At 74.5% G+C, this 13,397-nt stretch carries 11 protein-coding genes, 1 tRNA gene and 1 other RNA gene; 3 read left to right on the forward strand and 10 right to left on the reverse strand.

Annotated features, from left to right (window positions below):
* Nucleotides 1-91 precede the first annotated feature (91 nt).
* Nucleotides 92-1,948, forward strand: coding sequence for a S9 family peptidase (locus tag ACH5AR_RS32290; protein WP_396305081.1), 1,857 nt, complete (start codon nt 92-94; stop codon nt 1,946-1,948).
* A complete protein-coding gene (locus ACH5AR_RS32295; protein WP_396305082.1) occupies nt 1,945-2,565 on the forward strand; it encodes a hypothetical protein in 621 nt (206 codons plus the stop codon). Before ACH5AR_RS32290 ends, ACH5AR_RS32295 begins: the two co-directional genes overlap by 4 nt.
* Before the next feature lie 26 nt (nt 2,566-2,591).
* Here the strand turns inward: ACH5AR_RS32295 and ACH5AR_RS32300 are convergent, their stop codons facing one another.
* The 10 genes from ACH5AR_RS32300 to ffs all read right to left on the reverse strand — a co-directional run bounded on the left by ACH5AR_RS32300 (nt 2,592) and on the right by ffs (nt 13,135).
* Entirely contained in the window at nt 2,592-3,389 is a 798-nt protein-coding gene (locus ACH5AR_RS32300; RefSeq protein WP_396305083.1) for an SURF1 family protein, read from the reverse strand.
* Between the two features lie 116 nt (nt 3,390-3,505).
* Entirely contained in the window at nt 3,506-4,597 is a 1,092-nt protein-coding gene (locus tag ACH5AR_RS32305) for a hypothetical protein (protein WP_396305084.1), read from the reverse strand.
* 271 nt (nt 4,598-4,868) lie between these two features.
* Nucleotides 4,869-5,414, reverse strand: a complete 546-nt coding sequence (locus ACH5AR_RS32310) for a SigE family RNA polymerase sigma factor (RefSeq protein ID WP_350517356.1) — start codon at nt 5,412-5,414, stop codon at nt 4,869-4,871.
* Nucleotides 5,415-5,738: 324 nt separating this feature from the next.
* A complete protein-coding gene (locus tag ACH5AR_RS32315; protein ID WP_396305085.1) occupies nt 5,739-6,842 on the reverse strand; it encodes an aspartate-semialdehyde dehydrogenase in 1,104 nt (367 codons plus the stop codon).
* 60 nt (nt 6,843-6,902) lie between these two features.
* On the reverse strand, nt 6,903-8,183 hold the full coding sequence (locus tag ACH5AR_RS32320) for an aspartate kinase (protein WP_396305086.1): 1,281 nt from the start codon (nt 8,181-8,183) through the stop codon (nt 6,903-6,905).
* A 444-nt stretch (nt 8,184-8,627) separates the two neighbouring features.
* Nucleotides 8,628-9,341 carry a DUF5063 domain-containing protein gene (locus ACH5AR_RS32325; RefSeq protein WP_396305087.1) on the reverse strand — a complete coding sequence of 238 codons (714 nt, stop codon included), beginning with the start codon at nt 9,339-9,341 and terminating at the stop codon, nt 8,628-8,630.
* A complete protein-coding gene (gene recR, locus ACH5AR_RS32330; protein WP_350575393.1) occupies nt 9,334-9,933 on the reverse strand; it encodes a recombination mediator RecR in 600 nt (199 codons plus the stop codon). The genes ACH5AR_RS32325 and recR overlap by 8 nt, the downstream gene beginning before the upstream one ends.
* A gap of 323 nt (nt 9,934-10,256) precedes the next feature.
* Nucleotides 10,257-10,595 carry a YbaB/EbfC family nucleoid-associated protein gene (locus tag ACH5AR_RS32335; RefSeq protein WP_396305088.1) on the reverse strand — a complete coding sequence of 113 codons (339 nt, stop codon included), beginning with the start codon at nt 10,593-10,595 and terminating at the stop codon, nt 10,257-10,259.
* Nucleotides 10,596-10,754: 159 nt separating this feature from the next.
* A complete protein-coding gene (locus ACH5AR_RS32340; protein ID WP_396305089.1) occupies nt 10,755-12,977 on the reverse strand; it encodes a DNA polymerase III subunit gamma and tau in 2,223 nt (740 codons plus the stop codon).
* A 67-nt stretch (nt 12,978-13,044) separates the two neighbouring features.
* An RNA gene (gene ffs, locus ACH5AR_RS32345) (signal recognition particle sRNA small type) lies at nt 13,045-13,135 on the reverse strand.
* A gap of 111 nt (nt 13,136-13,246) precedes the next feature.
* Here ffs and ACH5AR_RS32350 point away from each other — a divergent pair.
* A tRNA-Ser gene (locus tag ACH5AR_RS32350) sits at nt 13,247-13,331 on the forward strand.
* Nucleotides 13,332-13,397 lie beyond the last annotated feature (66 nt).

The raw sequence follows: 13,397 nt of genomic DNA on the forward strand, positions 1-13,397 counted from the left end.
AACCCGCCCGAAACCCCCGGCGGAACGGGCAGCCGGCCCGAAGCCCACCCACCCGTTCCCTTCCCTCCCCCCGATCGGGTTGGATGGTCGGATGAGCGAGGAGAAGAGCGCCGTACCGGCGTGGGAGCAGCGGTTCAGGGCGGCCCGGGTGTCGCTGCCCGACTGGGCCGAGGACGCCCCGGACCGGGCGCTGTATGTGTCCAACGCGACCGGCACCTACGAGGTCTACGCCTGGGACCGCGCCACCGGCGCCCACCGCCGGGTCACCGACCGTCCGAACGGCACCACCGACGCCGAGCTGTCGCCCGACGGCCAGTGGGTCTGGTGGTTCGACGACCACGACGGCGACGAGTTCGGCGTCTGGCGCCGCCAGCCGTTCGCGGGCGGCCCCGACGAGGAGGCCGTGCCCGGCCTCGCCCCCTCCTACTCGGCCGGCCTGGCGCTCGGCCGGGACGGCACCGTGGTCGTCGGCCGCTCCACCGACGAGGACGGCACCACCCTGCACCTGCTCCGGCCCGGTGCCCCCGGGCCGGTCGAGATCTACCGGCACGAGGAGTACGGCGGCGTCGGCGACCTCAGCCACGACAGCACGCTGCTCGCCATCGACCACACCGAGCACGGCGACGCGATGCACTCCGCGATCCGGGTGGTGCGCATCACCGGCGACGGCGGCGTCGAGACCGTCGCCGAGCTGGACGAGGTCACCGGACGGGACGAGCCGCGCGGCGTCGCCTGCCTGGGCTTCGCCCCGGTCGACGGTGACACCCGCCTGCTGGTCGCCCACCAGCGCACCGGCCGCTGGGAGCCGATGATCTGGGACGTCGCCACCGGCGCCGAGACCGCCCTCCCGCTGCGCGACGAGCAGGGCCGCGAGCTGCCCGGCGACGTCTCCGCGCAGTGGCGCCCCGGCGCCGACGCCCTGCTGGTGGAGCACGAGTACGAGGCGCGCAGCGAGCTGTTCACGTACACGCTCGCCGACGGCCGGCTGACCCGCCTGGACACCCCGCGCGGCACCGTCGGCGGCGCCACCGCCCGTCCGGACGGCACCGTCGAGTACCTGTGGTCCTCCGCGGCCGAGCCCTCCGCCGTCCGCTCCACCGCCGGGACGGTCGTGCTGCGGGCGCCCGGGCCGGTTCCGCCCGGTTCGGTGCCGGTCGAGGACGTCTGGGTGGAGGGGCCCGGCGGGCGGGTGCACGCCCTGGTGCAGCGGCCGTCGACGCCGGCCGAGGGCCCGTACCCGACCGTGTTCGAGATCCACGGCGGCCCGACCCACCACGACAGCGACTCCTTCGCCGCCGGTCCGGCCGCCTGGCTGGACCACGGCTTCGCAGTGGTCCGGGTCAACTACCGCGGCTCGACCGGCTACGGCCAGGCCTGGACGGACGCGCTGCACGAGCGGGTCGGCCTGATCGAGCTGGAGGACATCGCGGCGGTCCGCGCCTGGGCCGTCGACAGCGGGCTCGCCGATCCGGACCGGCTGGTGCTCACCGGCGGCAGCTGGGGCGGCTACCTGACCCTGCTCGGCCTCGGCGTCCAGCCCGACAGCTGGTCGCTCGGCCTCGCCGCCGTGCCGGTCGCGGACTACCACACCGCGTACGCCGACGAGATGGAGGCGCTCAAGTCGCTGGACCGCACGCTCTTCGGCGGCACCCCGGAGGAGGTCCCGGAGCGTTTCACCGCCTCCTCGCCGCTGACCTACGTCGAGCAGGTACGGGTGCCGGTGCACATCAGCGCCGGGGTCAACGACCCGCGCTGCCCGATCCGGCAGATCGACAACTACGTCGAGCGGCTGGAGCAGCTCGGCAAGCCGCACGAGGTGTACCGGTACGACGCCGGGCACGGGTCGCTGGTGGTGGAGGAGCGGATCAAGCAGCTGCGGCTGGAGATCGACTTCGTCCGCCGGCACCTGGGCGTGGCCGGGCGCGGCGGAGACGGAGAGACCGCGTGAGACGCCTGGTGATACTCGCGGGGGCGGTGGTGGCCGGGGCCCTGGTGCTCACCGGCTGCTCGGGCTCGCAGCGGACCACCGCCGCCTGCCCGCCGCCGAGCGGCCCGCCGCTGCCGAGCGCCACGGCCGTCGTGCCCACGGGCTCCGCGGTGCCGGCGGTGCCCATGAGCTCCTCGGCGCCGGCCGTGCCTCCCGGGCCGGCCGCCACGCCGCAGGCGACGGCCACCAAGGCGAGCGCCCCGGGCACGGGGGGCGCGCCGGCCGCGGGCGCCGCGGTCCGGCCGGCGGCGTACGAGCCGACCGCCGGCACCGACGGCACCGTCGACCTCGCGAAGGGGTCGAAGGGGTCCAGCGGTTCGAAGGGCTCCTCGGGCTCGAAGGGCTCCAAGGGGTCGAAGACCGGCCGCACCGTGCACCACCACATCGATCACTACGACTCCGCCGACCGCAACGGCAGCGGCAGCGGCAGCGGCCACTGCTACGGCGACCCGACCCCGCCGCCCGCCGGCTCGCCGTCCCCGGTCCAGCCGCTGCCCCCGGCGCCGACGCCGACTCCGACGCCGCCCCCGCCGGCGGTCAAGCCGACACCGGCACCGGCCCTGCCGACCAAGCGCTGAGCCGCCGGCCCTGGACCGGGCCCGGCTCAGTCCAGGACCGGGTCCAGCCCGAGGGCCCGGTCCTGCTCCGCCTCCGCCTCACGGCGCATCAGGCGGTACCACATGAAGACCACGAAGCCGCCGAAGACGAACCACTCCAGGGTGTAGCCCAGGTTCTGGAACGCGCGCAGGGTGAGACCGTCCCCGCCCTGCGGCTGCACGGTCGGTACGGAGGCCAGCCCGGCGGGCGCGTCGTCGGCGGCCACCCAGCCGTCGTACCAGCCGTCGTACTCCAGCACGTTCAGCAGCGACGCCCGGTTGATCATGCCGAGCTGCCCGGCGGGCAGACCGCCCGCCACCGCACCGTTGCTGCCCACCGACTCGTTGGCCTGGAGGCGCCCGGTGACCGTCACCTGCCCCGCCGGCGGCGGCCCGGCGGCGGCCGGCGGCCCGGCGGCGGCCGGCTCCCCGGCCGCCCAGCCACGCACCACGGCGACGGCGTGTCCGTCGGCGGTGCGCAGCGGGGTGAGCACGTAGTAGCCCTGCTTGCCGTCCACCACCCGGTTGGGGACGAGGAGCTGGTGCTCGGTGTCGTAGCTGCCGGTCACCGAGACGGTCTTGCCGACGGTCTCGGTGCTCACCTGCGGGGTCGCCTGGTTGAGCAGCTCGTCGATCGGCCGGGCATCACCCGAAGCGGTGACGGCCTGCTTGGCCTCCTGGTGGGTGGACACCCGGTCCTCGAACCGGCCGAGCTGCCAGGAGCCCAGCCACAGGCACACCGCCACGGCCGCCACGGCCACGACGGTGCCGCCGAGCCAGCGCGGAGTCAGGAGGAAGCGGTACACACCCCCCACGGTAACCACTCCTCACACCCGCCCGGCCCCCGGGCCCCGAACACGGCGGCCGCGGCGGCCGCGTTCCCGGCCCGACCACCCACCGGCCGCACGGCTGCCCGCCGCCGCTACCCCGCCGCCGGCGTGCCCGACGGCTGCGGCGCCGGACCGCCCAGGCCCTGGACACCGCCGCGGTAGACGGTCCCGCTGCACGAGACGGGCAGGGTCGCCGTGGCCGCCACCGGGCTGCCGGGGGCGGGGGTGTGGGCGATGGTCACGGCGGGCGGCGCGGTGGTCGGGTTGCCGGAGGGCGTCGCGGTCGGGCTGGGGGCCGTGCTGGGGCCGGCCGACGGGGAGGAGGAGGCCGGCGGGTTGGCGCTGGCCTCACTGGTGGGGACGGTCGCCGGGGCGCCGGACTCGGCCGCGGGGGCGCCGGCCCGCAGCGCCGCCTGGTTGACCCCGTTCGCCTGGACGTTCGAGGTGCCGGAGCTGGTGCAGCCCTGGTCGGGGACCCAGGCGAACGGCACTCGGTACCCGGCCCGCGGCGCGAGCACCGGCGGCTCGGCGTTCATCGCGGGCAGGCCGCCGGCCGGGTCGCCCGGGGCGTGGTCGGCGGTGCGGACGCGGCCGCGGTCGCCCCCGCTGACGGCGGTGACCGCCACCGAGCCCGGCCCGCCGAGCCGGCAGCTGCGCCCGGAGACGTTGTAGACGGTGAACGAGCCGTAGATCCGCCCGTCGCCGTCGGCCGTGCCGACCTGCGCGAGGCCCTCGCCGAGGTCCGTCCGGCTGCAGAGCGGGACGATGCCGCCGTCGCCGGCACCGGAGGTCCCGGAGGGCGCGACGCCCCCGTCGGTGTGCGGCGACCCGCCGCCGGGCGAGTGCGGGGCGGAGGCCGTACCGGACGACGGGGCGGTGTCGCCGGTGCCGCTCGGGTTCGCGGACGGGGCCGCACCGGTGCCGCCCGCGGTGCCGGTGGCACCGGGGTACACCGCGGACGGGCTTTTGGCCGCGGCCGAGCCGGGGCCGCCGGAGAGCCCGAGGTGCTCGCCCTCGTGCAGGACGGGCAGGCCGATGGCGACGACGAAGGCGAGCGCGGCGGCCCCGGTCCAGGCACCGCGCCGGGCGGCCCGGCGGCGGGGCACGGCCCGCCGGATCCGCGGCAGCCCGCCGGCCGCGGGCTGGATGCCGGAGACGGCGCCGTGCAGCAGCTCGCGCAGCACCCGTTCCTCGGCGGAGAGGTCCAGCAGCTCCGGGACCTCGTCCTCGGACCGGTCCGTCCGGGGCCTGCCGGGAGTGCCGGTTACGCCGGACGCACCGGAAGTGCCGGGTACGCCGGGTACGCCGGACGCCCCGAAAGTTCCGGACCCCCCGGGAGTGCCGGGTACGCCGGGAGTGCCGGGAGTGCCGGAACGGGACGCCTCACGCCGCTCGGCCCCGGGCAGGCCCTTACCCGAGGCGCCCTCCTCCGCCCGCCGCCGGCCGCCGTCCGCCTCAGCCATGCCCGGCCTCCATCTGGACGCGGAGGGCGGCGAGCCCGCGCGAGCCGTAGGCCTTCACCGAACCGAGCGAGATGCCCAGGGTCTCGGCGACCTGCGCCTCCGTCATGTCCACGAAGTAACGCAGCACCAGAACCTCCCGCTGACGGCGTTGCAGACCACGCAGCGCGGCCTTCAACTGGTCGCGCTCCAGGGCATCGTAAGCACCTTCTTCTGCACTGGCCATGTCAGGCATGGGCTTCGGCAGGAGCCGCAGCCCGAGGATGCGGCGACGCAGCGTGGAGCGGGACAGGTTGACGACCGTCTGCCGCAGGTAGGCCAGGGTCTTCTCGGGCTCGCGCACCCGGCGCCGGGCGGCGTGCACCCGGATGAACGCCTCCTGGACGACGTCCTCGCAGGTCGAGAGGTCGTCCAGGAGCAGCGCCGCGAGCCGCAGCAGCGAGCGGTAGTGCGCCTGGTAGGTCTCGGTGAGCAGGTCCTCGCTGGTACCCGCGTCGGTACCGGCACCGGAGTCCGCCGCACCGGGTGCGGCCGCCGTCATCTGGTCTTCTTCCGGCCTACTCGCAGGCCACGGGGCGCGCGACGGGAAGGACACCGCGGCTCTCGCCGGGATCCCCGCCCTTGCCCCCACCATCACGTTCGCCACGCACGTTGGACACTCGATCCCCTGTCATGGTTGCCCGGCCCGGGGGCCATTCTTCCGCATCGGTGGAAGGGGCCTCCAGGGGATTCCCACGGGATTCCGGACAGATTGTGTCGAGGAGCGGACACAGGTATGGACACAGCTCCGGACACAAGCGGGCACATCGGAAAGCGCCGGAAGGGCCCGGCGCCGCGTGCCCGACAGGGATCCGCAGGTCAGGCGCTACTCGGACGGCCCGTCGGCCGCGACCGGCCCTTCGTCCTCCGCCGGCTCCCCCGCCGTCAGCTCCGCCGCCACCAGCTCGGCCAGCTGCAGCAGGTTGAGCGCCGACCCCTTGCGCAGGTTGTCCCCGCACAGGAAGAGGTCCAGGGCCTCCGGCTCGTCCAGTGCCCGCCGGACCCGCCCGACCCAGACCGGGTCCGTCCCGACCACGTCGTTCGGCGTCGGGAACTCGCCCGCCGCCGGGTCGTCGTAGAGGACCACGCCGGGCGCGTCCCGCAGGATGTCCTGCGCGTGCTCCTGGGTGACCTCGCGTTCGAACCGCGCGTGCACGGCCAGCGCGTGGGTGCGGACGACGGGGATGTGGACGCAGGTCGCCGAGACCTTCAGGCCGGGCAGGCCGAGCACCTTGCGGGACTCCTCGCGGATGCCCGCCTCCTCGGCGGACCAGCCGCCCTCGCGCAGCCCGCCGGTCCAGGGCACCGCGTTGAGCGCGAGCGGGGCGGCGAACGGCCCCGGGTCCTCGACCAGCGCGCGCAGGTCGCCGGTCTGCCGGCCGACCGCGGTGCCCGCCACCAGCCCGGTCTGCGCGCCCAGCGCCGCCTCGCCGTCGCGGCCCTCGCCGCCGGCGGCCTGGTAGGAGGCGACCACGAGCTGCTCCAGCCCGTACTCCGCGTGCAGCGCGCCGAGCGCGGCGACCATCGCGAGGGTGGTCCCGGCCGGGCTGGCGACGATGCCGCGCGGGCGGATCCGCAGCGCGGCCGCGTTGACCTCCGGGACGACCAGCGGCACGTCCTCGGCGGTGCGGAAGGCGGCCGAGCCGTCGACCACCACGACGCCCTTGGCCGCCGCGATCGGCGCCCACTGGGCGCAGACCGGGCCGGGGACGGCGAACACGGCGACGTCGACCCCCACGAAGGCCTCCTCCGCCAGCGGGACGACCCCGACGGCCTCCCCGCGCACCACCGCCGTACGGCCGGCCGAACGCGGGGAGGCGACGAGCCGGACCTCGCCCCAGACGTCCTGGCGGAGGGAGAGCAGCCCGAGCAGCACCTCGCCGACCGCGCCGGTGGCACCGACGACGGCGAGGTTCGGACGCCGGGTCACCGCCCGGCGTCCCGGCCCGGTGCCCGGGTCATCGCCCGGGGCTCCCGCTCCGCTCCCGCGTCATCGCCCGGTGCCGCCGTAGACGACGGCCTCGTCGCTCTCGCTGTCCAGGCCGAAGGCGCTGTGCACGGCGCGGACGGCCTCCGGGACGTCGTCGGCGCGGGTGACCACCGAGATGCGGATCTCCGAGGTGGAGATCAGCTCGATGTTGACGCCCGCGGCGGACAGCGCCTCGAAGAAGGTCGCCGTGACACCCGGGTTGGAGCGCATGCCGGCGCCGACCAGCGAGATCTTGCCGATCGCGTCGTCGTAGCGCAGCGACTCGTAGCCGATGCCCTCCTTGACCCGGCCCAGCGCGTCGATGGCCTTCTGGCCCTCGGCCTTGGGCAGGGTGAAGGAGATGTCGGTCAGGCCGGTCGACGCGGCGGAGACGTTCTGCACCACCATGTCGATGTTCACCTCGGCGTCGGCGATGGCGCGGAAGATGCGCGCGGCCTCGCCCGGCTTGTCGGGCACGCCGACGACGGTGACCTTGGCCTCGGAGGTGTCGTGGGCGACTCCGGAGATGATGGCCTGCTCCATCTCGCCCCCTTCGGGCTTGTTCGGGTTGTCGTTGCTGACGATCGTCCCGGGAAGACCCGAGAAGGACGAGCGTACGTGAATCGGGATGTTGTAGCGACGGGCGTACTCAACACACCGATCGAGCAGCACCTTGGATCCCGACGAGGCCAGCTCCAGCATGTCCTCGTAGGCGATCCAGTCGATCTTGCGGGCCTTCTTCACCACGCGCGGGTCGGCGGTGAACACGCCGTCCACGTCGGTGTAGATCTCGCAGACCTCGGCCTTGAGCGCGGCGGCGAGCGCCACCGCGGTGGTGTCCGAGCCGCCCCGGCCCAGCGTGGTGATGTCCTTGCTGGTCTGGGAGACGCCCTGGAAGCCGGCCACGATCGCGATGTTGCCCTGGTCCAGGGCGGTGCGGATGCGCCCGGGCGTCACGTCGATGATGCGCGCCTTGTTGTGCACGGAGTCGGTGATCACACCGGCCTGGCTGCCCGTGAAGGACTGCGCCTCGTGCCCCAGGGATTTGATCGCCATCGCCAGCAGCGCCATGGAGATGCGCTCTCCAGCGGTCAGCAGCATGTCGAACTCACGGCCGGCAGGCAGTGGTGACACCTGCTCGGCGAGTTCGATGAGCTCGTCCGTCGTGTCGCCCATCGCGGACACCACGACGACGACCTCATGGCCGGCCTTCTTGGCATCAACGATTCGGCGGGCCACGCGCTTGATGCCTTCGGCATCCGCAACGGATGAGCCGCCGTACTTCTGCACGACAAGGCCCACGTGCGCTCCTCGACTCGAAGTCTTTTCCGGGGGCTACGGGCCCCCGTACCCCCCTGGGGAGAGGGGGGTGCGGTCGTCGTCAGTCTACCGAGCAGGGGTGCCCCGACCGGCGCTTTCCATATGGTGAGACGGTCGTTTCAGCACGTGAGCGGCCGTCCGGGCGGCCCCGCCGTCAGGTCTGCGGGCGATTCGGCACCGCTCCGGAGAATCGCCGGATCGGGGGACGGCGGTCCGGTCGGATTTCCTTTTCCGGGCGGGCCGCTGAGGCATTCGTCACATTCCGGGGGCCAATCCCGGAATTCCGCCTACCGGCAGGGCGGGGACCCGCCGACCGGGGGACCACCGCGCCCGGGGGCTGCCGTGGGGGACCACCGCGCCCGGGGCTTGCTGTGGGGACCACCGCGCCCGGGGGCTGCCGTGGGGCCCCTCGTCCTCGCCTCGGCCTTACCGTCCCAGGCCGAGCTCGGCCGCCATCAGGTCGCCCGCCTGCTGCTCCAGCTGCTCGTCGGTGAGCCCGTCGTCGTCCGTGTCCGCGCCGTCCGGCACCGCGCCGATCGGGCTGTCCAGCCGGACGTGCGCGATCAGCGACTGCAGGGCCCGCAGCACCGCCGTGCAGGTCGTGCCCCAGTTGGAGAGGTACGAGAACTGCCACCACCACAGCGCCTCGCTGACCCGGCCCTCGCGGTAGTGGGTCAGGCCGTGCTGGAGCTCGCTGACCACTCCGGCCAGGTCGTCCGAGATCCGGAAGGCGTTGGGCTTCTCCGGCGGGCCGTACGGGTCGAAGACCTCGTGGTAGACGTCGATCGGCGCGAGCAGCTCGGCGAGGCGCTCGCGCAGCTGCTCGCCGTCCGGCTCGGGACCGGCGTCGGGTTCGAAGCGGTCCTCCGGGACGACGTCCTCGATCGCACCCAGCCGGCCGCCGGCCAGCAGCAGCTGCGAGACCTCCAGGAGCAGCAGCGAGACCGCGCTTCCGGGCTCGTCGCCCTTGGCGACCTCGGTGACGGCGAGCACGAAGCTCTCCACCGAGTCGGCGATCTGCACGGCGAAGTCGTCCGGCTCCGAACCGTGGCCGTGGGTGTGCGGGGCGTGCGCCCCCGTTTCCCCGTGGGACAGCTGGTGGGGGGTGTGGGGCTGCTGGTTGATCGTCCGGTCAGACATCGAGCAGTCGTCTCCCTTCGAAGGCGCGGCCGAGGGTGACCTCGTCCGCGTACTCCAGATCCCCGCCGACGGGCAGGCCGCTCGCCAGACGGGTCACCTTCAGGCCCATCGGCTTGCAGAGCCGGGCCAGGTAGGTGGCGGTCGCCTCCCCCTCCAGGTTGGGGTCGGTGGCCAGGATCAGCTCGGTGACCGTGCCGTCCGCGAGGCGCGACAGCAGCTCGCGGATGCGCAGATCGTCCGGGCCGACGCCCTCGATGGGGCTGATCGCGCCGCCCAGCACGTGGTAGCGGCCGCGGAACTCGCGGGTGCGCTCGATGGCGACGACGTCCTTGGGCTCCTCGACCACGCAGATGACGGCGAGGTCGCGGCGCGGGTCCAGGCAGACCCGGCACTGCTCGGCCTCGGCGACGTTGCCGCAGACCACGCAGAAGCGGACCTTGTCCTTGACCTCCAGCAGCGCGTGCGCGAGCCGGCGCACGTCCGTCGGGTCGGCCTGCAACACGTGGAAGGCGATCCGCTGGGCGCTCTTGGGCCCGACGCCGGGCAGCCTGCCCAGTTCGTCGATCAGGTCCTGAACCACGCCCTCGTACAACGTCGCGCCTTCCCTCGGATGGTCGGTGGTGCCGGACGGCGGCCGGAGGCGCCGTACGGCTGGGGTGCCGGGTGTCCGGCGGTGCTGCCGGACGGCCGGTGGTGCCGGATGGCCGGTGGTGCCGGATGGCCGGTGGTAGCGGATGGCCGGTGGGTGGTGCCGGAGACCGGGTACCGGACGGCTGGTGTGCCGGACGGCCGGTGGTGCTCCGGTGCCATCATCCAACGAATCGGGCGTCGGACACAGCGCCCGACGCCCGACTCCCAGATAAATCACATGGGTCGGTCGTCTGAACTTCAGACCTTCCGAACGTGGGACCGCCCTTAGAACGGCAGCCCGGGGATGCCGCCGCCCAGGCCCTGGGTCAGCGGGCCCATCCGCTCGGCCTGCATCTTCTGCGCGGTCTGGGTGGCGTCCCGGACGGCCGCCAGGACCAGGTCGGCCAGGGTCTCGGTGTCCTCCGGGTCCACGGCGGCCGGGGCGATGGTCAGCGCCACCAGCTCACCGGCGCCCGTCACCGTCGCCTCGACCAGGCCGCCGCCCGCCGTGCCGTTCACCTTGGTCTCGGCCAGCTCCTGCTGGGCCTTCGCGAAATCCTGCTGCATCTTCTGCGCCTGCTTCAGCAGCTGCTGCATGTTGGGCTGGCCACCACCGGGGAACACGGCTGTCTCCTTGCTGTCACGGCTGTCGTGCCCTGCTTCGTCCGTCACCGCCGAGCCTACGTGCTGCCCGCCGGTCCGGGCCCCGGGGAGGGCCCGGATCAGGGTCGACTCAGGGACCGCCGGGGCCGCCGGGCCCCCTGACCGCTGCCGGGGCCCGGCTCAGGAGCCCTGGTGGTGGATCTCCTCCAGCACCGTCGCCCCCAGCTCGCGGATGATCAGCTCCTGGCCGGAGAACACGTCCTCCTTGAGGTCCGGGTCGTCCGCCTCCGGGATGTCGTCCTCCGGGGCCACCGACCGCACCGGCCCGGACGGCACCGCGGCGGGCGGCGGGGCCTGCACCGGAGCGGTCCGCACGGGGGGAGCCTGGACGGGCGCCGGCGCGGCCTGGACGGGCGGGGCGCTCTGGACCGGCGGAGCCTGCACGGACGCCGGCACGGGGGCGGGCGCCGACGGCGCGGCCGCCACCGGACGCGCCGGGGCTCCCCAGCCCCCGCCGCCCTGCGGAGCGCCGCCCTGGGGGCCGCCCGGCGCGCTGCCGCCCGGGCCCGCGGTGCCGCCGGACGGGTCGATGATGCACTCGATCCGCCAGTCCACGCCCAGCGCGTCGGACAGCGCGGCGCGCAGCACGTCCTCGCTGTTGCTGCCGACGAAGCTGTCCCGGGCGCCGGCGTTGATGAAGGACACCTGGAGCACGCTGCCGTCGAAACCGGCCACCTGGCCGTTCTGGCTGAGCAGGATCCAGGTGAAGCGGCGGCGGTTCTTCACCGCCTCCAGGATCTGCGGCCACAGCTGCCGGACCTGCGCGGCGCCCTGCTGCGCGGACGCCGACGGCTGCCCGCCGGGAGCCACCGCCGGGGCGGCCGGCGCGGGGACGGGAGCGGGGGCGGGGGTGGGCGGCGGCACCGGGGCCTGGGCCTGGGCGGCCGGCGACGGCGCCGCGGCAGGCGCCGCAGGAGCCCCGGCTGCGCCGCCGGCGGGCGGGAAGCTGCGCGGGATCGGCCAGGCCCCCGGCGCCGGCCCGGCGGGCGCGGCAGCCGGCGGCGGGGCCTGGACCGGGGCGGCCTGCACGGGGGCGGCCTGTACGGGGGCGGCCTGTACCGGCGCGGGCGCCACGGGCACCTCGGCGACCGGGGTGCCCGCCGTCGGAACAGCCGCCGGAGCCGTCACCGGCGCCGCCGTCGGCAGGCCCACGGGGGCGCCCATCGACGCGGCGAACCCGCCCGCGGCCGCCCGTCGCTCCAGCTTGTCCAGCCGCGCCTGCAACGACAGCTCGTCGCTGTACGCGCCCGGCAGCATCACCCGGGCGCAGATCAGCTCCAGCTGCAGCCTGGGCGCCGCGTTGCCGCGCATCTCCGTCAGCCCGGTGTTGACGAGGTCCGCGGCCCGGCTCAGCTCGGCCGCGCCGAACGCGTCCGCCTGGGCCTGCATCACCGCGACCCGGTCGGCCGGGGCGTCGATCAGCCCCTTCTCCCCCGCGTCCGGCACGGTGGCCAGGATCACCAGGTCGCGCAGCCGCTCCAGCAGGTCGGTGACGAAGCGGCGCGGGTCGTGCCCGCCCTCGACCACCCGGTCGATCACCTGGAACACCGTCGCCCCGTCGTGCGCGGCGAAGGCGTCCACCACCTCGTCCAGCAGCGCGGAGTCGGTGTACCCGAGCAGCGCCGTGGCCATCTGGTACGTGACGCCGCCCTCGGCGGCCCCGGCCAGCAGCTGGTCCATGACCGACATCGAGTCACGCACCGACCCGGCCCCCGCCCGCACCACCAGCGGGAACACGGCGTCCTCGACCTGGATCCCCTCCCGGCCGCACACCTCCGCCAGGTAGTCGCGCAGCGTGCCGGGCGGGACCAGCCGGAACGGGTAGTGGTGCGTCCGGGACCGGATCGTCCCGATCACCTTCTCCGGCTCGGTGGTCGCGAAGATGAACTTGAGGTGCTCCGGCGGCTCCTCCACCACCTTGAGCAGCGCGTTGAAGCCCGCCGAGGTCACCATGTGGGCCTCGTCCAGGATGAAGATCTTGTAGCGGCTGTGCACCGGCGCGAAGAACGCCCGCTCGCGCAGCTCACGGGCGTCGTCCACACCACCGTGCGAGGCGGCGTCGATCTCGATCACGTCGATCGACCCGGGCCCGCCGGTCGCGAGGTCCCGGCAGGACTGGCACTCCCCGCAGGGCGTCGGCGTCGGCCCCTGCTCACAGTTGAGGCAACGGGCCAGGATGCGCGCGCTCGTCGTCTTGCCACAGCCGCGCGGCCCGCTGAACAGGTACGCGTGGTTGACCCTGTTGTTGCGCAGGGCCTGCTGGAGCGGAGCGGTCACGTGCTCCTGCCCGATGACCTCCGCGAAGGTCTCGGGGCGATAGCGGCGGTACAGGGCTAGGGACACACCACCGACGATATCGGGACGGACCGACAAACGCGTCGCCCCTCACCCCCGCCGGCCCCGGGAACGCAAAGACCCCCCGCGCACCCGCCAGAGCCCTCCTACCCTTGCTGCCTTCCGGCCCTGGGGGGGTTCAGAGAGATGACGCCACACGAGGGGCTGACCCCCACACTACCGGATCCCGGGCCCGACGATCCACAGGCCACCCCCACCCTCCTGCCTGCGAGACAGGTGGTCGCGACCACCCCGAAACATGTACTAAGCTCTCCCTCGGAGGATTCGCCTAGAGGCCTAGGGCGCACGCTTGGAAAGCGTGTTGGGGGCAACCCCTCACGAGTTCGAATCTCGTATCCTCCGCCTTTGCCTAGCAAGGCAGTTGAAGGCCCCGACCGGGTTCCCGGTCGGGGCCTTCTTCGTGCCCTG

Origin of the sequence: Kitasatospora sp. NPDC018619 (assembly GCF_044391605.1) — a bacterium.
GTDB lineage: Bacteria > Actinomycetota > Actinomycetes > Streptomycetales > Streptomycetaceae > Kitasatospora.

Excerpts from the sequence above, each read along its gene's own strand:
- ACH5AR_RS32310 (WP_350517356.1), bottom strand. The coding sequence starts at position 5,414 with ATGACGGCGGCCGCACCCGGTGCGGCGGACTCCGGTGCCGGTACCGAC.
- ACH5AR_RS32325 (WP_396305087.1), bottom strand. The coding sequence starts at position 9,341 with ATGTCTGACCGGACGATCAACCAGCAGCCCCACACCCCCCACCAGCTG.
- ACH5AR_RS32290 (WP_396305081.1), top strand. The coding sequence starts at position 92 with ATGAGCGAGGAGAAGAGCGCCGTACCGGCGTGGGAGCAGCGGTTCAGG.